Annotated in this window: 20 protein-coding genes and 1 tRNA gene; 14 read left to right on the forward strand and 7 right to left on the reverse strand. The window is 62.1% G+C overall.

The window, feature by feature from the left end:
• Positions 1 to 24: 24 nt before the first annotated feature.
• From cheA to JAB8_RS06010, 8 genes are all read left to right on the forward strand, one after another.
• The gene (cheA, locus tag JAB8_RS05975) at positions 25 to 2,226 is read left to right on the forward strand and encodes a chemotaxis protein CheA (protein WP_070288864.1); all 2,202 of its coding nucleotides are present in this window, start codon (positions 25 to 27) and stop codon (positions 2,224 to 2,226) included.
• A 30-nt stretch (positions 2,227 to 2,256) separates the two neighbouring features.
• The gene (locus JAB8_RS05980) at positions 2,257 to 2,763 is read left to right on the forward strand and encodes a chemotaxis protein CheW (protein ID WP_034758356.1); all 507 of its coding nucleotides are present in this window, start codon (positions 2,257 to 2,259) and stop codon (positions 2,761 to 2,763) included.
• Positions 2,764 to 3,081: 318 nt separating this feature from the next.
• Positions 3,082 to 4,803 carry a methyl-accepting chemotaxis protein gene (locus JAB8_RS05985; protein ID WP_070288865.1) on the forward strand — a complete coding sequence of 574 codons (1,722 nt, stop codon included), beginning with the start codon at positions 3,082 to 3,084 and terminating at the stop codon, positions 4,801 to 4,803.
• A gap of 71 nt (positions 4,804 to 4,874) precedes the next feature.
• Positions 4,875 to 5,747, forward strand: coding sequence for a CheR family methyltransferase (locus JAB8_RS05990; protein ID WP_070219720.1), 873 nt, complete (start codon positions 4,875 to 4,877; stop codon positions 5,745 to 5,747).
• A gap of 9 nt (positions 5,748 to 5,756) precedes the next feature.
• Entirely contained in the window at positions 5,757 to 6,365 is a 609-nt protein-coding gene (gene cheD / locus JAB8_RS05995; protein WP_034758343.1) for a chemoreceptor glutamine deamidase CheD, read from the forward strand.
• A 108-nt stretch (positions 6,366 to 6,473) separates the two neighbouring features.
• A complete protein-coding gene (locus JAB8_RS06000; protein WP_035826603.1) occupies positions 6,474 to 7,544 on the forward strand; it encodes a chemotaxis response regulator protein-glutamate methylesterase in 1,071 nt (356 codons plus the stop codon).
• Between the two features lie 147 nt (positions 7,545 to 7,691).
• Positions 7,692 to 8,090 carry a chemotaxis response regulator CheY gene (gene cheY / locus JAB8_RS06005; RefSeq protein ID WP_026132837.1) on the forward strand — a complete coding sequence of 133 codons (399 nt, stop codon included), beginning with the start codon at positions 7,692 to 7,694 and terminating at the stop codon, positions 8,088 to 8,090.
• 236 nt (positions 8,091 to 8,326) lie between these two features.
• Entirely contained in the window at positions 8,327 to 8,779 is a 453-nt protein-coding gene (locus JAB8_RS06010) for a hypothetical protein (RefSeq protein ID WP_139142960.1), read from the forward strand.
• Positions 8,780 to 8,942: 163 nt separating this feature from the next.
• Here JAB8_RS06010 and panC read toward each other — a convergent pair whose 3' ends face one another.
• The 5 genes from panC to metG form a co-directional block, all read right to left on the reverse strand.
• Entirely contained in the window at positions 8,943 to 9,782 is an 840-nt protein-coding gene (gene panC, locus JAB8_RS06015) for a pantoate--beta-alanine ligase (protein WP_070219724.1), read from the reverse strand.
• A 54-nt stretch (positions 9,783 to 9,836) separates the two neighbouring features.
• Positions 9,837 to 10,769: a ScpA family protein gene (locus tag JAB8_RS06020; RefSeq protein ID WP_070288867.1), complete on the reverse strand. Its 933-nt coding sequence runs from the start codon at positions 10,767 to 10,769 to the stop codon at positions 9,837 to 9,839.
• 17 nt (positions 10,770 to 10,786) lie between these two features.
• Positions 10,787 to 10,996, reverse strand: coding sequence for a DUF3460 family protein (locus JAB8_RS06025; protein WP_034778041.1), 210 nt, complete (start codon positions 10,994 to 10,996; stop codon positions 10,787 to 10,789).
• 107 nt (positions 10,997 to 11,103) lie between these two features.
• Positions 11,104 to 11,583 carry a GNAT family N-acetyltransferase gene (locus tag JAB8_RS06030; RefSeq protein WP_070219744.1) on the reverse strand — a complete coding sequence of 160 codons (480 nt, stop codon included), beginning with the start codon at positions 11,581 to 11,583 and terminating at the stop codon, positions 11,104 to 11,106.
• A 19-nt stretch (positions 11,584 to 11,602) separates the two neighbouring features.
• The gene (metG, locus tag JAB8_RS06035) at positions 11,603 to 13,753 is read right to left on the reverse strand and encodes a methionine--tRNA ligase (RefSeq protein WP_070288868.1); all 2,151 of its coding nucleotides are present in this window, start codon (positions 13,751 to 13,753) and stop codon (positions 11,603 to 11,605) included.
• Positions 13,754 to 13,914: 161 nt separating this feature from the next.
• Here metG and apbC point away from each other — a divergent pair, with 161 nt between their 5' ends.
• From apbC to JAB8_RS06050, 3 genes are all read left to right on the forward strand, one after another.
• Positions 13,915 to 15,003 carry an iron-sulfur cluster carrier protein ApbC gene (gene apbC, locus JAB8_RS06040; protein WP_070219730.1) on the forward strand — a complete coding sequence of 363 codons (1,089 nt, stop codon included), beginning with the start codon at positions 13,915 to 13,917 and terminating at the stop codon, positions 15,001 to 15,003.
• A gap of 133 nt (positions 15,004 to 15,136) precedes the next feature.
• On the forward strand, positions 15,137 to 15,544 hold the full coding sequence (locus JAB8_RS06045; protein ID WP_070288869.1) for a DUF4399 domain-containing protein: 408 nt from the start codon (positions 15,137 to 15,139) through the stop codon (positions 15,542 to 15,544).
• Between the two features lie 137 nt (positions 15,545 to 15,681).
• Positions 15,682 to 17,361 (forward strand): alkaline phosphatase family protein, encoded by a 1,680-nt coding sequence (locus tag JAB8_RS06050; protein WP_070288870.1) that lies wholly within the window; start codon positions 15,682 to 15,684, stop codon positions 17,359 to 17,361.
• Positions 17,362 to 17,483: 122 nt separating this feature from the next.
• Here JAB8_RS06050 and JAB8_RS06055 read toward each other — a convergent pair whose 3' ends face one another.
• Together JAB8_RS06055 and lysA are read right to left on the reverse strand one after the other, a co-directional pair.
• Complete coding sequence (locus tag JAB8_RS06055) at positions 17,484 to 19,049, reverse strand: phospholipase D family protein (protein WP_070288871.1); 1,566 nt, start codon at positions 19,047 to 19,049, stop codon at positions 17,484 to 17,486.
• Between the two features lie 63 nt (positions 19,050 to 19,112).
• The gene (gene lysA / locus JAB8_RS06060; RefSeq protein ID WP_070288872.1) at positions 19,113 to 20,351 is read right to left on the reverse strand and encodes a diaminopimelate decarboxylase; all 1,239 of its coding nucleotides are present in this window, start codon (positions 20,349 to 20,351) and stop codon (positions 19,113 to 19,115) included.
• A gap of 159 nt (positions 20,352 to 20,510) precedes the next feature.
• Between lysA and JAB8_RS06065 the strand changes: the two genes are divergently transcribed.
• The 3 genes from JAB8_RS06065 to JAB8_RS06075 all read left to right on the forward strand — a co-directional run bounded on the left by JAB8_RS06065 (position 20,511) and on the right by JAB8_RS06075 (position 23,111).
• A complete protein-coding gene (locus JAB8_RS06065) occupies positions 20,511 to 21,422 on the forward strand; it encodes a LysR family transcriptional regulator (protein WP_070288873.1) in 912 nt (303 codons plus the stop codon).
• Between the two features lie 70 nt (positions 21,423 to 21,492).
• Positions 21,493 to 22,899 (forward strand): glutamate--tRNA ligase, encoded by a 1,407-nt coding sequence (gene gltX / locus JAB8_RS06070; RefSeq protein WP_070288874.1) that lies wholly within the window; start codon positions 21,493 to 21,495, stop codon positions 22,897 to 22,899.
• Positions 22,900 to 23,035: 136 nt separating this feature from the next.
• Positions 23,036 to 23,111: transfer RNA gene (locus tag JAB8_RS06075), tRNA-Ala, on the forward strand.
• Positions 23,112 to 23,219 lie beyond the last annotated feature (108 nt).

Below are 23,219 nucleotides of genomic sequence, written 5' to 3' on the forward strand. Positions count from 1 at the left end.
TGATGCAATTGACGGAGTCACCCTATGACCATCGATATTAGCCAGTTTTTTCAGGTCTTTTTCGATGAGGCCGAAGAACTGCTGGCTGAAAAAGAACGGCTGCTGCTGGCCGTTGATATTGCGGCGCCCGACGCCGAAGATCTGAATGCCATTTTCCGCACCGCCCACTCGATCAAGGGCGGCGCATCGACGTTCGGCCTCTCCGACATGAGCGAGGTGACGCACATCCTCGAGTCGCTGCTCGACCGCATCCGCCAGGGCCAGATGGCCCTGACGGCGGAACACGTCGACGCCTTTTTGGCGGCCAAGGACATCCTCAAGATGCAGCTCGACGGCCATCGCCTGGGCAGCGCCGTCGACCAGGATGCCGTGGCCAACGTGCGCATGATGCTGCAGTCGTTCTCGCAGGACGTGCCCGTGGCCGCGCTCACGCCCGTCGCGCCGGCCTTCCACACGGCGGAAAAGGCCGCCGTCAGCCATGCCGGCGGCCACCGCATCCGCCTGGAACTGCCGGCCATGGAGCCGCGCGAAGTCGATGCGCTGGCGGCCGAACTGGGCTTGCTGGGCGACGTCGCCGTATCGAGCCTGCCCGACGCGCGCAAGGTGCTGGAAGTGACGACGCATGAAAGCCTGGACGATATCCTGGCCATCTGCTCGTTCGTGCTCAATCCCGACGACATGGTGATCACGCAGGCGCCGCCACTGGCGCCAGGCGAGGCCGAAGCGGCCCGCGCGGCGCAGGAAAAGGCGCAAGGCTACGGTTTCTTCGACCCGCTGCCAGGCACTCCTGGCGCGCCGGGCGCGGCCGATCCCGGTTACGGCTTCTTCCAGCCGATCGAGGATATCCGCGCCGCCGCCGGCGTGCAGAGCGACGCCGAACAGGGTTACGGATTCTTCCAGCCCCTCGAACAGATTCGCGCAGACGCGGCCAAGGCGGGCAACGCCAGCGCTGCCGCCGCGCCGGCCGTGGCGAGCGCCGTGGCCGAAGCGGAGCAGGAAAAGAAACCGGCCAAGAAAGAGGGCGACAAGGCCGGCGCCGAATCGTCGTCGATCCGCGTCTCGATCGAAAAAGTCGACCAGCTGATCAACCTGGTGGGCGAACTGGTGATCACGCAGGCGATGATCGAGCAGCGCGCCAGCGCGCTCGATCCGATGCTGCATGAAAAACTGCTCGACAGCGTCAGCCACCTGACGCGCAACACGCGCGACTTGCAGGAAGCGGTGATGTCGATCCGCATGATGCCGATGGATTTCGTCTTCTCGCGCTTCCCGCGCATGGTGCGCGACCTGGCGACGAAACTGGGCAAGAAGGTCGACTTCATCACCAATGGCGCCGCCACGGAACTGGACAAGGGCCTCATCGAGCGCATCGTCGATCCGCTCACGCACCTGGTGCGCAACAGTATCGACCATGGCGTGGAAATGCCGGCCGCCCGCGTGGCCGCCGGCAAGACCGAGGCGGGACGTCTGTTCCTCTCGGCCAGCCACCAGGGCGGCAACATCATCATCGAGGTATCCGATGACGGCGCGGGATTGAACCGCGAGCGCATCCTGGCCAAGGCTGCGCAGCAGGGCCTGGACGTGTCCGAGTCGATGAGCGACGCCGACGTGTGGCAGCTGATTTTCGCACCCGGCTTTTCCACCGCCGAAGCGGTCACCGACGTGTCGGGCCGCGGCGTGGGCATGGATGTCGTCAAGCGCAATATCAGCGCCATGGGCGGCGTCGTCGACATCCGTTCGGCCAAGGGTTTCGGCACGACGATTTCCATTTCGCTGCCGCTGACCCTGGCCATCCTGGACGGCATGTCGATCCGCGTTGGCGACGAGGTGTATATTTTACCGCTGGGCTTTGTCATCGAATCGCTGCAGCCAGCCGTTGAGGACATCAAGGACATCAGCGGCAAGGGGCAGGTGGTGAAAGTGCGCGGCGAATATCTGCCCTTGATTCCGCTGTACCAGATGTTCGACATCGCGCCGCGCTTTACCAGTCCCTCGGAAGGCATCTGCGTGATCCTCGAGACGGAAGGGCGCAAGGCGGCCCTGTTTGTCGACGACCTGGTGGGGCAGCAGCAGGTCGTGGTGAAAAACCTCGAATCGAATTACCGCAAGGTGGTGGGCATTTCCGGCGCCACCATCCTGGGTGATGGCGGCGTGTCGCTGATTCTCGATGTCGCCGCCCTCATCCGTTCCTCTCGCCAGCTGGCCGACGAGTCCATTTTTTCGTAATACCGATAGATAAAGATAGGAAAACGCACCATGTCAGATACTCAACAAACATCCGGAAGCAATGCGGGCGACGGCAAGGACATCGCCGGCCGTGAATTCCTGGCCTTCACCCTGGGCTCCGAAGAGTACGGCATCGATATCCTGAAGGTCCAGGAGATTCGTGGTTACGAAGCGGTCACCCGCATCGCCAACGCGCCTGAATTCATCAAGGGCGTGATCAACCTGCGCGGCATCATCATCCCGGTGGTCGACATGCGCATCAAGTTCAACCTGGGCACGCCCGTGTACGACCAGTTCACGGTGGTGATCATCCTGAACATCGGCGGCCGTATCGTCGGCATGGTGGTCGATAGCGTTTCCGACGTCACCACCCTGACGCCGGAGCAGGTCAAGCCGGCGCCGGAAATGGGCACAGCCTTCTCGACCGACTACATGATCGGCCTGGGCACCATCGACGAGCGCATGCTGATCCTGGTCGACATCGACAAGCTGATGTCGAGCAGCGAGATGGGCCTGATCGACAAGCTGGCGGCTTAAGCGGCAGTTTTACCACGCAAAGAATCACTACAGATATGCATGTACCGGCGCGGGAAAGTAATCCTCGGGAAATTATTGTGAATTTATGACGAACAGAACCGGATGCTGTGCAAGGCGCCCGCTGCGACGCAGTGCGAGCACTGCCAGCTGCGGGCAACACCGCACAGCGCCGGTTATGGAAGTCAGAAATCATAATAATTTATTGGGGGTTACTTGCCAGAGGCGCGCCGGCAGGCTGCAAGGTCCGACAGAGACCCGGCCACAACACGGCGCCGTCCGGTTGAACGGGCGCCGTTCACATAAATATTGGAGACTGTAATGAGTTTGCGCGATTTCAAGATAGGCACCCGGCTGGGGATAGGTTTTGGCAGCATCCTCGCCATCCTGGTGGTGGTGATCGTTTCGGCGAATGCACTGAATTACCGTAACAAGGCCCAGCTGCTCACGGGGCTGGAACTGGCAAGCGAAAAGAATACGCAGGCGTCGCAGATGAAAAGCGCGATGCTGGAAACCGGTATCGCCATGCGCAATATCGGCCTGCAGGGCGATGTGAGCCTGATGCAGGCGGAAGAGGGCAAGGTGCGCGAGCAGCGCAAGCTGTACGACGGCGCCCGCGGCAAGCTGGCCACCTTGGGCCTGTCCGATGGCGAGAAGGCGCTGCTGGCCAATATCGCCAAGGTCGACGGCGAAGTCGATGCCGCCTTCAAGGAAGCGATGGGACAGGTGCTGGCGTTTAACAGCGAGGGCGCGGCGAAGGTGATCGCCACCCGCATCGATCCCTTGAACAAGACGACCCTGGCCGATATCAACAAGCTGCTCGATTTGCAGCACGTGGCGCAGCAAAGCTTCATGGACGACTCGCTGGCGGCCGATGCGCGCCTGATGATGGTACTGTTCATCCTGGGCGGCGCGGCCGTGGCGATCGGCGCCTGGTGCGCCATCTTCATCACGCGCTCGATCACGGTGCCATTGTCCGGCGCAGTGGCCGTGGCGCAGAAGGTGGCGGCCGGCGAGCTGACCTCGCGCGTGGTGGTCGAAGGCAAGGATGAAACGAGCGCGCTGCAGCAGGCGCTCAAGGACATGAACGAGAGCCTGGTGCAGACGGTCAGCGACGTGCGCACCGGGACGGACACCATCACCGTGGCGTCGCGCGAGATCGCCAGCGGCAATGCGGACCTGTCGGCGCGCACGGAAACGCAGGCCAGTTCGCTCGAAGAGACGGCGTCGTCGATGGAAGAGCTGACGTCGACCGTGAAGCAGAACGCGGACAACGCGCGCCAGGCCAACCAGCTGGCAGTGTCGGCGTCGTCGGTGGCGGAGCAGGGCGGCAAGGTGGTGTCGCAAGTGGTCGACACCATGGGTTCCATCAAGGACAGTTCGCGCAAGATCGTCGACATCATCGGCGTCATCGACGGCATTGCGTTCCAGACGAATATCCTGGCGCTGAATGCGGCCGTCGAAGCGGCGCGCGCAGGCGAGCAGGGACGCGGTTTTGCGGTGGTGGCGTCGGAAGTGCGCAATCTGGCGCAACGATCGGCCGGCGCGGCGAAGGAAATCAAGGGCTTGATCGGCGACTCGGTCGACAAGGTCGATGCCGGCAGCCGTCTGGTGGACGAGGCGGGGCAGACCATGGGTCTGATCGTCACGTCGATCCGGCAGGTGGCCGACATCATGGGCGAGATCACGGCGGCGACGCAGGAGCAGAGCCACGGCATCGAGGAAGTGAACCAGGCCATCGCGCAGATGGACCAGATGACGCAGCAAAATGCGGCGCTGGTCGAGGAAGCGGCGGCGGCCGCCGAAAGCATGCAGGACCAGGCGCAGAAACTGGCCGACGCCGTCAGCATCTTCAAGCTGGACGGCGAGAGCGCGGCGCAGGCAGCCATGCCCGCGTCCGCGCCCGTGGTCAAGGCGGCGGCACGGCCGGTACCGGGTGTGGCGGCAACTGCACGGCGGGTGGCAACGGCGGCGCAGGCCGGCACGCCACCGCCCGCGAAAAAGTTGGCGGCGGCCGGCGGCGACGATTGGGAAGAGTTCTGACGCCAACCCGGTCCCGCTAGTTATACTTGCAAAGGCATTGGTCAGAGTAGTCATAGAGAGGTAAAAACAAAATGCCGCAAACTAAAACGGATTCGGTCAAGGAATTTGATTTCACTGGCAAGGACTTCGAACGGGTCCGCGCCATGATTTACAAGCGGGCCGGCATCGCGCTGGCCGACAGCAAGCAGGAGATGGTCTACAGCCGCCTGGCCAGGCGGCTGCGCGCGACCGGCATCTCCTCGTTCGTCCGCTACCTGGACGACCTGGAAGCGGGCCGCATGGGCGACGAGTGGGAAGCGTTCACGAATGCGCTGACGACCAACCTGACGTCGTTCTTCCGCGAGGCGCATCACTTCCCGCTGCTGGCCGAGCATGTGAAAAAACTGAGCGGGCCGATCACCATCTGGTGTTCGGCCAGTTCCACCGGCGAGGAGCCGTATTCGATCGCCATGACGGTGTGCGAGGCGTTCAATACGCTCACGCCGCCCGTCACCATCATCGCCACGGACATCGACACGAATGTGCTGGCCACGGCTGCCAATGGCGTCTACAACCTGGACCGGCTCGACAAGATGCCGGCCGACCGTGCGCGGCGCTTTTTCTTGCGCGGCAAGGGCGACCGCGAAGGGCAGGTGCGGGTGCGTCCTGAACTGCGCCAGATGATCACCTTCAAGCCGCTCAACCTGCTGGCCGACGGCTGGCCATTGACGGGCCAGTTCGACGTCATCTTTTGCCGTAACGTGATGATTTATTTTGACAAGGCGACGCAGCGCAAGATCCTGTCGCGCTTTGTGCCGTTGATGAAACCCGATGCCCTGCTGTTCGCGGGCCATTCGGAGAATTTTCTGTACGTGTCGGATTCACTGAAGCTGCGCGGTAAAACAGTCTATGAGCTCGACCAGCCTCGGGGCGCCGCGCCCAAGGCACCGTCGCATCGTACATGAGAGTGAAATATGAGCCTGGAATCCAAAGAGCAATTCGCCACTAACGTCTATTACGACAGGACGTTCAACTGTGACGCCGCCAAGATCTTGCCTGGTGAGTATTACTTTACCAACAAGGACATGCTGATCGTCACCGTGCTCGGCTCCTGCGTCTCGGCCTGCATCCGCGACCGTGTCACGGGCCTGGGAGGCATGAACCACTTCATGCTGCCCGATGGCGGCAGCGATCCGAACAGCCCGATTTCCGCGTCGATGCGCTATGGCACCTACGCCATGGAAATCCTGATCAACGATTTGCTGAAGGCGGGCGCGCGGCGCGAGAACATGGAAGCGAAAGTGTTCGGCGGCGGCGCCGTGCTGCGCGGCTTCACGGCGATCAACGTCGGTGAGCGCAACGCGGCTTTCGTCATCAATTATCTGAAGGCGGAAAAGATGCGCGTGGTGGCGGAAGACCTCAACGACATCCACCCGCGCAAGGTGTATTTTTTCCCCCGCAGCGGCAAGGTGCTGGTGAAAAAGCTGATGCAGACGCATAACGATACGCTGGTACGCCGCGAACTCGATTACGCCAGCCGCCTCAAGGTCGCGCCGGTGGGCGGCGAGGTCGAGCTGTTCTGATACATATCGGACCAAACCTGCTGCGCACCGCGTTGTGCGGCTTGCGGCAGTGTGGTCCGGGTACTAATTTAATAAGAAACAAGGGCCGCAAGGCCTGGAAGGATAACTATGAAGATCAAAGTATTGATCGTGGATGATTCGGCGCTGATTCGCAGCGTCATGACGGAAATCGTAAACAGCCAGCCCGACATGGAAGTGGTGGGCGCGGCGCCCGATCCGCTGGTGGCGCGCGAGATGATCAAGCAGACCAACCCCGACGTGCTGACCCTCGATGTCGAGATGCCGAAGATGGACGGCCTGGACTTCCTGGAAAAGCTGATGCGCTTGCGCCCGATGCCGGTGCTGATGGTGTCGTCGCTGACCGAGCGCGGTTCGGAAATCACCATGCGCGCGCTGGAACTGGGCGCCGTCGATTTCGTCACCAAGCCGAAGATTTCCATCCAGAGCGGCATGCGCGAGTACACGGACATGATCGCCGACAAGATCCGCGCCGCCTCGAAGGCGCGCATCCGCGCGCGCACCCTGCCGTCGGCCGGCGACAAGGTGGCCGCGCCGCTGCCTGCGCTGCGCAGCCCATTGACGTCGAGCGAAAAGCTGATCATCGTGGGCGCCTCGACGGGCGGCACGGAAGCGATCCGCGAATTTCTCATGCAGATGCCGTCCGATTGTCCCGGCATCCTGATCACGCAGCACATGCCGGAAGGCTTTACGCGTTCGTTCGCGCGCCGCCTCGATTCGCTGTGCAAAATATCGGTGCAGGAAGCGGCGGGCGGCGAACGCGTGCTGCCTGGCCACGCCTACATCGCGCCCGGCCATTCGCACCTGACCCTGACGCGCAGCGGCGCCAACTACATGACCAAGATCGACCAGGGTGAACCAGTCAACCGCCACCGTCCGTCGGTCGATGTGCTGTTCCGTTCGGCCGCGCAATCGGCCGGTAAAAATGCCGTCGGCGTGATCCTCACCGGCATGGGCAAGGACGGCGCACAAGGCATGTTGGAGATGAAGGCCGCAGGAGCGTATAATTTTGCGCAGGACGAAGCCAGTTGCGTGGTGTTCGGCATGCCGCGCGAGGCGATCGCTGTCGGCGCTACGCATGAGGTCGGTGCTCTGACGGCGCTGCCTGGCATGGTACTGGGACACCTGGCGGCGCATGGTATGCGTGCTTTGCGCGTGTAAGCCACGTTTTATATGATCTGAGGCAAGTTTGTTCGCCTAAAAGCAACGAAAATGCTATCCTACAACTTGCTGCCGTAGTGTCGACCATAATGTCGGCATTCATGTCGATATTATTAACAAACCGCTACAGAAACAACGGAGTTATTCATGGCTGATCCAAAGATGAAATTTTTAGTCGTTGACGATTTTTCGACGATGCGCCGCATTGTCCGGAATCTGTTGAAGGAACTGGGTTATGCCAACGTCGATGAGGCGGAAGACGGCGTGATGGGCCTGGCCAAGCTGCGCGCGGAATCGTTCGATTTCGTCGTGTCGGACTGGAACATGCCGAACATGGATGGCCTGACGATGCTGCAGCATATCCGCGCCGATCCCGCACTGGCCAAGCTGCCCGTGCTGATGGTCACCGCCGAAGCGAAGAAGGAAAACATCATCGCCGCCGCGCAAGCTGGCGCCAGCGGTTATGTCGTCAAGCCGTTCACGGCAGCGACCCTCGATGAAAAGCTGAACAAGATTTTCGAGAAGCTGGAAAAAGCCGGCGCCTGATCACGGCTTGATACCGATCAAGAAAAACGCTGCCCGTGCAAACCGGCGGCGTTTTTTTCGTCGGCTTGCGCCGCGCTTACGCCCAGCCCATCCCGCGTGTCCTTCGCTCTGACTGGATGAAATTGCGTAAGGGAATGAAATATTTCCCATAGTTAACTTTACACGTCAAATGATTTGGCCCATGATCGCTGCAGTATTCCCCCTTTGTCCCCGACCCCGACAAGAAGGAGCGCACGATGCGCCGAGCACCCGTATTATTTTTCGCCCTGAGCACGGCCCTGTTGGCGGCCTGTGGCGTGAGCCTTGAACAAACCGCCGTTGCGCCTGTCGCGTCTGTCGAAATGCAGGAGCCACCCGCGCAGTCGCCTGCCGAAGCGGATGGCCGGCATGCCTATCTGCACCGCGTGGGCGGCCAGGATTATGTCAGCCTGAGCCAGCACGGCTCCGAGGGCGGCTTGCCGATCCTCACGGGCACGCAGCGCCATGCGCGCGCCATCCGCCTGCTGGCGGCCGATCCGGCCCAGGCGCGGGCCATCCTGCGCAGCCTGAGGCTGCCTGCGAACCAGCGCAAGCTGTGGGCGGGCGAGGAAATCGTGCTCGACGCGGCAAGCTATGACATGTTGCAAGCGGCACGCGGCAGCAGCAAGCCGCTGTTTGCCGAGCTCAAGCTGGTAGGGATGGAGAAGTAGGTAAAGCAACGGGGCCGAATGGCCCCGCTGTGACTGCGTTTAAAACATCTGACAAAAACCGTAGCGAGCGGGCAGTGAGCTGTGGCCGAGAAGCGGAGCTGTGCTTTAGCGCAGTGAGCATCGCAGGCCGCAAATCGCGACGCGCAGCAGGTTTTGTTGTATGTTAAATTTCCAGGTTGTCGATGAGTCTGGTCTGCCCCAGCTTGGCGGCGGCCAGCACCACCAGCGGTTCGCCCGCGGCCAGTTCGGCGGCGCTTGGCGCCTGCAGGTTGGCGCGCTTGCGCACGGCGATGTAGTCCGATTTCCAGCCGCGGCTGTTCAATAGCTGCATGCTGGCCTGTTCCAGTTCTCCCACGGCCAGGTTGCCCTTGCGCACTTCCTCGGCCACGAAATTGAGGCCCTTGAACAGTTCCGGCGCTTCCGCCCGTTCGCTTTCTGACAAGTACATATTGCGCGAGGACAAGGCCAGGCCATCGTCGGCACGGTAGGTTTCGGCGGCGATGATTTCCGTCGGCAGCGCGAACTGGCGCGCCATGTTGCGGATGATCATCAGTTGCTGGTAATCCTTCTTGCCGAACACGGCCACTCGCGGACCCACGCACGAGAAGAGCTTGGTGACGACCGTGCACACGCCTTCGAAGAAGCCGGGGCGGAATTCGCCTTCCAGGGTATTGCCCAGGTCATCGGGCGGACGCACGCGGTATTCCTGCGGTTCCGGGTACAGTTCCTTTTCCGTCGGCGCGAACAGCACGTACACGCCTTCCTTTTCCAGCTTGGCGATGTCGGCCGCCATGGTGCGCGGATATTTCTCGAAATCCTCGTTCGGCCCGAATTGCAGCCGGTTCACGAAGATCGAGGCGACGACGGGGTCGCCATGCTTGCGCGCCAGGCGCATCAGCGACAGATGGCCTTCGTGTAGGTTGCCCATGGTGGGGACGAACGCCGTGCGCAGCTGTCCGCTGAGCTGGTCGCGCAATTCTTCAATGTCGGAAATAATTTTCATGGATTGCTTTCGCTAAAACCCCGTTGTACGGTGGTCAGTGACAAAGGGAAGGGGTCAGGCGGGCGAATACGCCAGCCGGACGTAGATGGGGGCAAACGGTTCTGCCTGCGTGATTTCGATCAGGGTTTCCTTGGCCAGTTCCAGCAGGGCCACGAAGTTGACCACCACCACGGGTACGCCGCCGGCAATGTCGAACAGATCGCTGAATTCGACGAAGCGCGACGATTGCAAATGGCGCAAAATGCTCGACATGTGCTCGCGCACGGACAGTTCCTGGCGGCTGATGCGGTGATGCTGGGTCAGCTTGGCGCGCTTCAGCACGTCGAGCCACGCCTGCTGCAGGTCCACCGGTTCCACGTCGGGCCAGGTGGGCGTCAGGCTTTGCTCGATGAAAATCTGCGTGCGCACGAAATCGCGCTCGAACTGCGGGATGGCGTTCAGGTCGTAGGCGGCCAGCTTGATCTGCTCGTACTCGAGCAGGCGGCGCACCAGTTCGGCGCGGGGGTCGCCGCCATCTTCCTCGACGTCGCTCTTGCGCGATGGCAAAAGCATACGCGACTTGATCTCGATCAGCATGGCCGCCATCAGCAGATACTCGGCGGCCAGTTCCAGGTTGCGCACGCGGATCTGGTCAACATATTTCAGATATTGCAGGGTCACCTGCGCCATCGGAATATCGAGAATGTTGAAGTTTTGCTTGCGGATCAGGTAGAGCAGCAAGTCGAGCGGGCCTTCGAAGGCTTCGAGGAAGATTTCCAGCGCGTCCGGCGGAATGTACAAATCCGTCGGCATGCGCATCATGGGCTCGCCATACAGGCGGGCGATGCCCAGCGGGTCGGCGGCGGGCGCCGCATCCGTTACCGTCGTTGCAGATGCTGCAGGGTCGCCGCTGCCGTCGCCATCGGCGACAGGTTCGGGCGACTCGATGACTGCGCCGGCACCGGAATCGTCGGCTTCCGGCGTGACTGCAGACTCTTCAGGCAACATCGTGCCGGTTCCAGATCTTAGTTCTTGTTCTGGTAAACGTAAGCCTGTTGCTTGACGGCCGACGCCAGCTGGCGTTCCTGCTCATCGATGCTGACGGCCGGCTTGTCCCACAGCAGGGCGCGGCCCGCTTGCTGGCCCGCTTCCATGCCAGGGTTCTTGGCCTTCAGTTCGGCGATGAACAAGGTGTGGTCGGATACATAGTTGTTGTGTTTTGCAGGCAGTTTCATATTCTCTTCTGAGTGTCTTATGGGTAAGGTCAGCCGGCCGTATTTTACCGCGCCGTGCCGCTTGGCGGGTTGTTGTATCGGCAAGTCCGGGGCGAAATTGCTAAAAATCAATAACGCAGCAGGCGCCGCATCACCATCGGCGCCGGTTCGGCGGGGTTGGCGTGCGAATATTCCAGTTCTTCGGCCAGCTCGAATTCGAAGGCCGCATAAAAATCGATCAGCTTGCGCTGGTCGCGCCGCACGGCCAGGCGCAATTCCTCGGCCTGGCACGACAGGCCGTGATGAATGATGGCTTCCAGCAAGTGCTGCGAGACGTGGCTGCCCCGGTAGGCGGGCAGCACGCCCATGCGTGAAATCTTCCAGATGGCGGGATCGCTGTCGAGCGGCATCCAGCGCAGCGAGCCGGCTGGAATGTCGTCGATCAGCAACAGAAAACCGCCGCCGTGGCGCAATTGGGCTTCCACCTGCTGTGCCGTCTCGTGGTGCCCGCTGGACGAGGCCGCCACCTTGCCGGCCCACGCGGCGCGGGTCAGCTCGGCCATCAGTTGTGCATCTGCATTTGTTGCTTCGCGCACCACGATATTCATCATCGGTCCTTGTGGTGGCTTAGCGGATGCGCATGCCAGGTTCGGCGCCCGGCCACGGGTTCAGGATGTAGATGCCCGGATTGACCTTCTCGTCGGCGGCGGAGGCAGCCATGACCATGCCTTCGGAAATGCCGAACTTCATCTTGCGCGGCGCCAGGTTGGCCACCAGCACCGTCAGCTTGCCGATCAGTTCTTCCGGCTGGTAAGCCGAACGGATGCCCGAGAAGACATTGCGCAAGCGGCCTTCGCCCGCGTCCAAGGTCAGGCGCAGCAGTTTGTCCGAGCCGTCCACCAGTTCGCAATTGACGATTTTCGCGATGCGCAGGTCGACCTTGAGGAAGTCGTCGATCTTGATTTCGGGCGCCAGTTCCTCGATGGTGCTGGCCGGAGTGGCGGCCACGTCGCTGACGGCCTCGGCGGCGGGCACGGCGGCTGCCGCTTGCGGCGCGTCGAACAGCGCTTCGATCATCTTCGCATCCATGCGCGTCATCAAATGGTTGTAGCTGCCAATGGTGCGGCCCAGCATGCCGCTCGAGACGTCATCGACGTGCGTATCGGCCCAGCTGAACTCGGCATCGTTGAGGAAGCCGGCCACGTTCTTGGCCACGCCCGGCAATACTGGCGACAACAAGATGGTCAGCTGGCGGAACAGGATCAGGGCCGTCGTGCACACGTCGTGCAGGTCAAACGTCTTGTCGACGTCCTTGGCGAGGATCCACGGCTTGTTTTCATCGACATACTGGTTGGTGATGTCGGCGATTTCCATGATCTCGCGCAAGGCCTTGCCGAATTCGCGGTTTTCGTAGTGGGCCGCGATGCTGGCCTGGCGTTCCTTGCTCAGGATTTCGTCGCCGGACGGCACCTTGTAGGTCAGCGCGCGCCAGATGTAGCCCTGCGCCTTTGACGACAGGCTGGATGCCAGCTTGCCGTCGAATTTCTTGGCGATGAAGCCGGCGCAGCGGCTGGCGATGTTCACGTATTTGCCGATCAGGTCGCTGTTCACGCGGGCGACGAAATCTTCGCCGTTGAAATCCAGGTCTTCCACTTTCGAGTTCAGCTTGAACGCGATGTAGTAGCGCAGCCATTCCGGGTTCATGCCCAGGTCCAGGTAGCGCAGCGGCGAGATGCCCGTGCCGCGCGACTTCGACATCTTTTCGTTGTTGACCGTCAGGAAGCCGTGCACATTGACTTTCAGTTTGTCGATCACCGGGTGATCGGCGAACTTCAGCATGGCAGGCCAGAACAGCAAATGGAAGGACACGATGTCCTTGCCGATGAAATGGATCTGTTCCGTCGTCGGGTCGTTCAGGAAGGCGTCGAAATCGATGCCTTTCTTGTCGCAATAGTTTTTCAGGCTGGCCAGGTAGCCGACGGGCGCGTCCATCCACACATAGAAGAACTTGCCCGGCGCATCGGGAATCGGGATGCCGAAGTAGGGCGCGTCGCGCGAGATGTCCCAGTCGGCCAGCTTTTCGCCGGCTTCGCCCAGCCATTCGCTGACCTTGTTGACCATTTCAGGCTGCAGGCGGCCTGGCGTGTTGAGCCAATCCTTGAGGAATTCGAAGCAGCGCGGGTCGGACAGCTTGAAGAAATACTGTTCCGACGGCTTCATCACGGGCGTCGCGTTGGTGAACACCGAGAACGGGTTGACCAGGTCGGTCGGCTGGTAAGCCGCGCCGCACACTTCGCAATTGTCGCCGTACTGGTTCTTGGCGCCGCATTTCGGGCATTCGCCCTTGATGTTGCGGTCGGCCAGGAACATGCCTTTCACCGGGTCGAAGAAGCGGTCGACGGTTTTCGTGACGATCAGGCCCGTATCGCGCAGCTTGCGGTAGATCGATTGCGACAGATCAACGTTCTCCGGCGAATCGGTCGAATACCAGTTGTCGAAGGCGATGTGGAAGCCATCGAGGTACTGGGCGCGGCCGGCGGCGATGTTGGCGACGAATTGCTGCGGCGTGATGCCTTCCTTTTCGGCGGCGATCATGATGGGCGTGCCATGCGTATCGTCGGCGCCCACAAAGTGCACTTCACGGCCGGCTGCGCCATCGCGTTGCATTCGCTGGAACCGGACCCAGATATCAGCCTGGATGTATTCCATGATGTGGCCAATGTGAAAAGCGGCGTTTGCGTAAGGCAGGGCAGTGGTGACGAACAGCTTGCGAGTCATGATTGATGCACTTTTGGGATGGATAATAGGACATTTTAACAGCGGAAAGGCAATATGAGCAGATGCAGCGCCGGCAAGTGATGCTTTTGCCGCCATCGCGCCATGCAAATTTGCGCTAGACTGCGCCTTATTGCACATATGTAGTACACATGGAGATTTACATGAGCATCACAGTAGAAGACGTCAAGGCCGCGCTGGCCCAGGTTATTGATCCAAATACACATAAAGATTTCGTTTCCAGTAAAACCGTCAAGAATCTGAAGGTCGATGGCAGCGACATTTCGCTCGACATCGAACTGGGCTACCCCGCCAAAAGCCAGATCGACCTGATCCGCAAATCCGTGCTGGCCGCCCTGCGCGTGCTGCCGGGCGTGGGCAACGTCAGCGTGGGCGTGTCGTCGAAAATCATTTCGCACACGGTGCAGCGCGGCTTGAAGCCGATGAGCAATGTGAAAAACATCATTGCCGTCGCTTCCGGCAAGGGTGGTGTTGGCAAATCGACCACGGCAGTCAACCTGGCCCTGGCCCTGGCGGCCGAAGGCGCCACCGTCGGCATGCTGGACGCCGACATCTATGGCCCGTCGCAGCCGATGATGCTGGGCATCAGCGGCCAGCCGAAGACGCTGGACGGCAAGAGCATGGAGCCGATGGAAAACCACGGCCTGCAAGTGTCGTCGATCGGTTTCATGATCGACCCGGACGAGCCGATGGTGTGGCGTGGCCCGATGGTCACGCAAGCCTTGCAGCAGTTGCTGGACCAGACCAACTGGCGCGACCTCGATTATCTGATCGTCGACATGCCGCCAGGCACGGGCGACATTCAATTGACCCTGTCGCAGAAAGTGCCCGTCACGGGCGCCGTGATCGTCACGACGCCGCAGGACATCGCGTTGCTGGACGCGCGCAAGGGTCTCAAAATGTTCGAGAAGGTCGGCATCCCGATCCTCGGCGTGGTGGAAAACATGAGCACGCACATCTGCTCGAACTGCGGCCATGCGGAAGAAATCTTCGGCGCCGGCGGCGGCGCGAAGATGTGCGCGGACTTCGGCGTGGAATTCCTCGGCGCCTTGCCGCTGACCATGGCGATTCGCCAGCAGACGGATTCGGGCACGCCCACCGTCGTGGCCGAGCCGGAAGGCCCCGTCGCCGTGATCTACAAGCAGATCGCCCGCACCATCGCCATCAAGGTGGCGGAAAAGGCGAAGGATATGACCAGCAAGTTCCCGTCGATCGTCATCAAGAACGACTAGTGGCTGGGTGGCCTTGCAAACCTGGTTTTCAAGGCCACCAGTGGCACCATTGGCTTAACTCGTCCCCGGCGCCACGACCGCCAGGAATATGGTTTCATGCAGTCCGTGTTGTTATTAAACAAGAGGAGACATCATGCAATTGACTACCGTATTCCTGCGCCAGGCCGCAGTCCTGGTTGCCGGCAGCCTGCTGGCCGCCAGCGCCTTCGCCCAATCCGTTTCCTTCGTCGAGCCAGTCGATGGTGCGACGGTGACGAGCCCGTTCAAAGTGAAATTTGCCGTCAGCGGCATGGACGTCAAGCCGGCCGGCGAGATGACGGCCAAGACGGGCCACCATCATCTGCTCATCAATACGGGGCCGATGAAGGCGGGCGAGATGATACCCATGGATGACAAGCATTTGCATTTTGGCAAAGGTCAAACGGAAACGGACGTCACTTTGCCGCCGGGCCAGTACACGCTCACCATGCAGTTCGCCAATGGCGCGCACCAGTCGTATGGGCCGGAGTTGAGCAAAAGCATCAAAGTGACGGTCAAGTAAGTCGGATATATTGTCTGTTGCGGCACAGGCCGGGTTCCAGCGATGGGGCCCGGCCTTTTCATATTGTTGCTTCTTGTCATTGTTGTGTCATATAGTCGGCGTATGCTGCCCGGTGGCCTAACTTTTGATGAGTGGATATGACGAAACATTTCTCCCTTTCCCGGCAGCTGGCGCAGGCGCTGTTGCTGGTGACGAGCGTGGCGGCTTGCCAGGCATATGCGGCCAAGGCCGTACCCTCGGCTGCGGCGCAGCCGAAGCTGGTCGTGGTGCTGGTGGTCGACGGTTTGCCGCAGGAACAGGTGACGCGCTACCGTGAGCAGTTCGGCCAGGGCGGTTTCCGCCGCCTGCTGGAGCAGGGAGCGTGGTTCAGCGATGCGCACCAGGCCCACGGCATCACGGTTACCGCCATCGGCCACTCGGCCGTGCTGTCGGGCGCCTATCCTTACCAGCATGGCGTGATCGGCAATAACTGGATCGATCCCCTCACGAAAAAGTCCGTGTACTGCACCGAGGATGGCAATTTCCATTACATCGGCGAAGAGACGAAGCCGGACGACGGTACCGCGCCGACCAAGCTGCGCGTGAGCACCCTCGGTGACGAGCTGCGCTATGCCACGGGCGACAAGGCCAAGGTCGTCACCGTGTCGGGCAAGGACCGCGGCGCCATCCTGCTGGCCGGGAAAACGGGCACGGCCTATATGTACATGGAAAAGACGGGCAATTTCGCCAGCAGCACCTATTACATGCAGCAGCACCCGCAATGGGTGCAGCGCTACCAGGCGGCCAAGCCGCAGGACCGTTATTACGGCAAGAGCTGGACGCCGCTGCTGGCCGACGGGGCATATGTCAACGATGCGCGCGACGATCTGGTGGCGGCCAAGCCGGGCACGCGCAACACCTTCCCGTTCGCCTATTACAGCGACAGCGGCCAGCTCGACGGCGAGTACTACAGCCGCTTGAAGTCCGGACCCTTCCTCGATGAACTGACCCTGGAATTTGCCCGCGCCGCCGTCGATGGCGAGAACCTGGGCCGCAACCCGGCCGGCGTGCCCGACATCCTGGGCGTGAGCCTGTCCGCGCACGACTATGTGAACCATGCCTACGGCCCGGAAAGCAAGATGTCGCACGATCACCTGCAACGCCTGGACCGCATGCTGGCCGGCTTCTTTGCCGACCTCGATAAAAAAGTCGGCATGGACAACGTGCTGGTGGTGCTGACGGCCGACCATGGCTTTGCCAACGTGCCGGAATTTACGGAAGCGCGCGGCGGCTTTACGGCCAAGCGCATCGACGGCGACAAGCTGGTCGCAAGCCTGAACCAGCACCTGGCGACAAGCCTGGGCATCGATAAGCTGGTGACGACGTCGTCGCTGCCGAATATCTACCTCGATTACGCGCTGGCGGAAAAGGGCGGCGTCCATCGCGCCGCCCTGGAAGACGCAGCGGCCCGCTTCCTGCTGCAGCAGGACGGCCTGGCGCAAGTCTACACGCGCACGCAGATGGAAACAGGCGCCGTGGCCACGCGCATGGACACGCTGATGCGCCGCGCCTGGAACCGCCAGCTGTCGGGCGACCTGATGGTCGTCACAAAACCGGCCTGGTATTTCGGCAAGGGCAGCGGCGGCACCTCGCACGGCACGCCGTACACGTATGACACCAACGTGCCGCTGATGGTCTTCGGCCCCCGCTGGATCAAGCCGGGCGCCTACGGCCAGTACGCGGAAGTGGTCGACATCGCGCCGACCCTGGCGCATCTGCTGCGCATACGCCAGCCGTCGGCGTCGGAAGGGCGGGTGTTGACGGAAGCGGTGCGCTAAGGGTGGTGCTGCGCGCTTGTCGGCTTACGCGCTTTGCGCTAACCCGACCTACGATGACCTTGTAGGTCGGATGACGCGGGGCGCAGCCACGCGTCATCCGACAACATCGTCGGCAAAACCGCTTACAGCAGCCAATCAATCGGCAGCACCGACAGAATCGCCACCCCCATGCGCTTCCACACGCTGGTGCCCGGTTCCGTGTCGTAGCGCGTGGCGGCGCCGCTGGCGTCGCGGGCGATCCAGTACAGCGCGCCGTCGTCGCCAAGCAGCACCTGGTAGGCGCGCTGCGGGATGGTGGTGCGCATGGCTAGCCCCAGCTGGCTGGCCAGCGCGGGGCTGTCGATGACGAGGCCCATTTCCGTATTCAATTCGATCGAGCGCGGATCGAAATTGAACGAGCCGACAAAGATGCGCCGGTCGTCGACGGCAAAGGTCTTCGCATGCAGGCTCGATGCGGAGCTGCCGAAGCGGCCCGGCTGTTCGCGCGCGTCGCCGGCCTCCCACGAGCGGCGCGACTCGTACAGCAGCACGCCCGCTTCCAGCAGCGGTTTACGCCATTTTGCATAACCCGCATGCACGGCCGCCACGTCGGTCGCTTCCAGCGCGTTCGTCAGGATGCGCACGCCCACGCCTTTTTTCGCCAGGTCGGCAAAGGCTTGCGTGCCGGACTTGCCGGGCACGAAATACGGCGATACCAGATCCACTTCCTTTTCCGGCACACCGAGCAGGTTTTGCAGGTTTTCCGCCACGCGCGTGCCGGGCCTGGCCTGGTCCAGCACCTTGGCCGGGTCGTCGCTGACCATGCGCGTCCTTGCCCATTCGAAGGGCAGGGTGCGTTCCATCATCTGCTTGACGAAGGGCGAGGTGCGCAGCGCCTGCACGTATTCTTCGGCCGCCCTGGTGTCGTCGATGCGGTCTGCCTCGGCGGCGATGGTGGCCGCGTCGCCATCGACAGGGCTGGTCAGCAGCATTGCGGCCGGGTAGGCCGAGGCGCTGTTCCAGTAGCGGTCGAAATCCTGCGAGACCTCGCCGACGACGGGGCCGATGGCCAGCACGTCCAGGTCGGCGAACAGCACATCGCCGGCCGCGCCGAAGTATTCATCGCCCACGTTGCGCCCGCCCACGATGGTGGCGTGGTTGTCGGCCGTGAACGATTTGTTGTGCATGCGCCGGTTGAGGCGCGAAAAATCGGTGGCGAAGGCCAGCGCGCGCGGCGCGCGGGGCACGAAGGGATTGAACAGGCGGATTTCCAGGTTCCGCTGCTTGCCCAGCATGGACAGGGTCTGGTCCAAGCCCGCCGTGTTGTTATCGTCGAGCAGCAGGCGCACGCGCACGCCCCGTTCGGCCGCCTGGCGCAAGGCATCGAACAGCAGGGTGCCCGTGATGTCCTTGTGCCAGATGTAGTACTGCACGTCCAGGCTGCGCTGGGCGGCGGCGGCCAGCAGGGCGCGCGCGGCAAAGGCGTCGCGCCCGTCGACCAGCGGGTAAATGCCGGACACGCCGGGATGCTGCGCCACCATGGGCGCAATGGCCGTGGCCAATTGGGTGTGGTGTGTGTCGGCGATGACGCTGGAGGAGATGCGGCCGTCCAGCGAGGGCAGGGAAGCGCACCCGGCGAGGACGGCGGACAGCAGCAGCGGCAGAAGCAGCCGGGTGGCGCTGCGGAAGGGAAGTGCTTGGGCGGGCATGGCGGGCTTTCATCGAGTTGCCCCGATGTTAGCAGATGCGCATGCCCGCACGCGGGCGAGGATTTACAGTTGTTCCAGCGCGATCAGCTCGGCAACCGTCTGGCGCCGGCGGATCAGGCGGGATTGCGCCCCATCGACCAGGTATTCGGCTGCATGCGGGCGGCTGTTATAGTTCGACGACATCGACGCGCCATACGCGCCCGCGCCTTCGAAGACCACATAGTCGCCCACCTGCGCTGCCGGCAGCTGCCGGGTTTCCACCACGCCGCCATCGCGCTGGGTGAAGACGTCGCCCGATTCGCACAGGGGGCCGCCGACGACGGTGGCGTGCTGCTCATCGAGAGCGCGGCCGTCGTGCGCGATCACCGACATTTCATGGTAGCTGCCGTACATGGCGGGGCGCATCAGTTCATTGAAGCCCGTATCGAGCAAGGTGAAGTGCTTGCCGCCCATTTGCTTGGTGGCGCGCACTTCGGCCACCAGCAGGCCCGCATCGGCCACGAGGAAGCGGCCAGGTTCGATTTCCAGGTGCACGCGATGGCCCAGGTGCGCCTCGATCTGCTTGCGCGCCGCATCCCACAGCTGGAAGTAGTGGTCCGTGTCGACTGGTTGCTCGCCTTCGCGGTACGGCACGGACAGGCCGCCGCCCGTGGAAATGGCTTCGATGTCGTGGCCCATGTTCTTGACCAGGTCGACCATGGTGCCGCAGACGGTTTCCAGGTGGCTGTAATCGACGCCCGAGCCGATGTGCATGTGCAGGCCCACCAGGTGCAGTCCGTGGGCGCGAATGACGGCCAGCGCCTCCGGCAGCTCTTCGTACCAGATGCCGTGCTTGCTGTTTTCGCCGCCCGTATTCGTCTTGTTGCTGTGGCCATGGCCATAGCCGGGATTGATGCGCAGCCAGACGCGGTGGCCGGGCGACACGGGGCCCAGCTGGCGCAGCATGTCGACGGAGCCGCAATTGACTTCAATTTTTGCCGCCGCCACGCGCGCCAGGGCGGCGCGGTCGAACAGGTCGCAGGTGAACACCAGGCCGGCGGCGCCGTTCGTTTGCGCCGGCGTAAAGCCTGCCTGCAGCGCGCGTTCGATCTCGCCCAGCGAGACGGCGTCCACGTGCACGCCTGCTTCGCGCATCAGGGTGAGCAAATGGATGTTCGAGTTGGCCTTTTGCGCGAAGCGCACGGTGTCAAATTGCGCCAGCTGCGCGATGCGCGCGCGGATGGTGGCCGCGTCATACACCCACAGGGGCGTGCCGTGTTCCTGGGCGAGTTGGGCGAGGGTGGCGTCTGGCACTGGTTTCATGGCGGTGGTCTTTATTATGTGATGGGTGGCGTCGGAGGTGGTGTCGGATTACGCGGGCTTTGCCCGCTAATCCGACCTACGATGCTGTCCATGATGGGGGTTTTCTGTGTAAACATAAAATATCCATTTAAGGTGACCTTATTCATTTATGATATGGGTATGACTATCTCATTGCGCCACATCGAGGTTTTTCGCGCCATCATGACGACGGGCAGCGTGACGGCCGCCGCCGCCATGCTGCACACCTCGCAGCCCACCGTCAGCCGCGAGCTGGCGCGCCTCGAACATTTGACGGGATTGACCCTGTTCGAGCGCGAACGGGGGCGTCTGCGCCCCACGGCCCAGGCGCTGCAGCTGTTCGAGGAAGTGCAGCGCGCGTACTTCGGTCTGGAGCGCATCGTCAGCACGGCGGCGGCCCTGCGCCAGTTCGACCAGGGACAGTTGTCGATCGCCTGCCTGCCCGTGTTTTCCCAATCCTTGCTGCCGCAGGCGTGCAAGCGCTTCGTCGCCGATTTTCCCAAGGTGAGCATCAGCATCACGCCGCAGGAGTCGCCGCTGCTGGAAGAGTGGCTGTCGGCGCAGCGCCACGATATCGGCCTGACGGAAGTGGGCAATGCGCCGCCGGGCACCGTACTCGATACCTTGATGTCCGTCGATGAAGTGTGCGTACTGCCCGACGGCCATCCATTGGCAGGCAAGATGACCTTGGTGCCGGCGGACTTCGCGGGCCAGCCTTTCATCAGCCTGGCCGCCGTCGACCCCTACCGCCAGCAGATCGACGCCATCTTCGCGCAGGCTGGCGTGGAGCGGCGCATGGCGCTCGACACGCACAGCGCCGCTTCCGTCTGTGCCATGGTGCGCGAAGGCGTGGGGCTGGCCATCGTCAATCCGCTCACGGCGCTCGATTATGCGGGGCAGGGCTTGCAGATCCGCCGCTTTGCCGTGTCCCTGCCGTTCACCGTGAATCTCGTGAAACCGTTGCACCGGCCCCTGTCGCAGCTGGTGGCCCTGTTCGAGCAGGCGCTGCATGCGCAGGCGGACGAGGTGAAAAGGCGCTTGCTGCAGCTGTGACGACGCTTGTGGAGCGGCGGCGGTCAACAGAGTAAAATGGCGTTTTACTTATTCAAGCCTGATTACTTCGATGACCACAAACGCTACTCCCGTCCGTACCCGTTTCGCTCCCAGCCCGACCGGCTATCTGCACCTGGGCGGCGCCCGCACCGCTTTATACAGCTGGGCGTATGCCCGCCATTTCGGCGGCACCTTCGTGCTGCGCATCGAAGACACGGACGTGGAGCGTTCCACGCCGGAAGCCGTGCAAGCCATCATCGAAGGCATGAAGTGGCTGGGCCTGGACCACGACGAAGGCCCGTTCTACCAGATGCAGCGCATGGACCGCTACCGCGAAGTGGTGGCGCAGATGCTGGCCGAAGGCACGGCGTACCACTGCTACTCGTCGCCGGAAGAAGTCGAAGCAATGCGCGAGCGCATGCGCGCCGCCGGCGAAAAGCCACGCTACGACGGCACCTGGCGCCCGGAACCGGGCAAGACCCTGCCGGCCGTGCCAGCGGACCGCAAGCCCGTCGTGCGCTTCAAGAATCCGCTCGATGGCGACGTGACGTGGGACGATGTGGTCAAGGGCACGATCACGATCTCGAACCGCGAACTGGACGACCTGGTGATCGCCCGTCCTGACGGCACGCCGACGTACAACTTCTGCGTGGCCGTCGATGACTGGGACATGGGCATCACGCACGTGCTGCGCGGCGACGATCACGTCAACAACACCCCGCGCCAGATCAACATCCTGCGCGCCATCGGTGCACCGCTGCCGCTGTACGGCCACCTGCCGATGATTTTGGGTTCGGACGGCCAGAAGATGTCGAAGCGCCGCGATGCCGTCAGCGTGATGGATTACCCGGCGCAGGGCTTCTTGCCTGAATCGATGCTGAATTATCTGGCGCGCCTGGGCTGGAGCCATGGCGACGATGAAGTCTTCTCGGTGGCGCAGTTCTGCGAGTGGTTCAACCTCGAGCACCTGACCAAGTCGGCCGCGCAGTTCGACCTGGAAAAACTCAAGTGGCTCAATAATCAGTACATCAAGCAGGCCGACAATACCCGCCTGGCCGACCTGGCGCGTCCGCACATGGTCGCCGCCGGCGCCGTCTTCGAAGGCGCGCCGGATCTGGCGCAAGTGCTGGGCATGATGAAAGAGCGCGCCAACACGGTCAATGAACTGGCTGACGCTTCGATGCTGTTCTTCCGCGAGCCGCAGCCGGAAGCGGAACTGGCAGCGCAGCACATCACGGATGCCATCAAGCCCGTGCTGGCGCAGTTTGCCGAGCGCATCGCCACGGTGGAGTGGAGCAAGGAAGCCGTGGCCGCCATGATCAAGGAAGTGCTGGCCGCCAATACCATCAAGATGCCGCTGCTGGCCATGCCTTTGCGCCTGATTCTGACGGGCCAGCTGCAGACGCCGGCCATCGATCAGGTGGTGGTCATGTTCGGCCGCGACACCGTGCTGGCGCGCCTGGCAAAGTGGCTGTAATCGCTGTTCTGAAATAAGCGCTGGAATAGCCGTAAAAATAGAGTGCGGAAACCGCCCCTATGAAAAGTTGCTCATAGACGAAAAAGGGTATTTGCAGAGTGAAACTTCTTTGCTATACTCTTGTTTCTGCACCAACGGGGGTATAGCTCAGCTGGGAGAGCGCTTGCATGGCATGCAAGAGGTCAGCGGTTCGATCCCGCTTACCTCCACCAGCAGCAATGATGTTGCTTGTTGAAGTGGTGCAGATGTTGTTTGGAAGTTCCGCGGTCCCCATCGTCTAGAGGCCTAGGACATCACCCTTTCACGGTGAGTACAGGGGT

Origin of the sequence: Janthinobacterium sp. HH106 (assembly GCF_001758725.1) — a bacterium.
Lineage (GTDB): Bacteria > Pseudomonadota > Gammaproteobacteria > Burkholderiales > Burkholderiaceae_D > Janthinobacterium.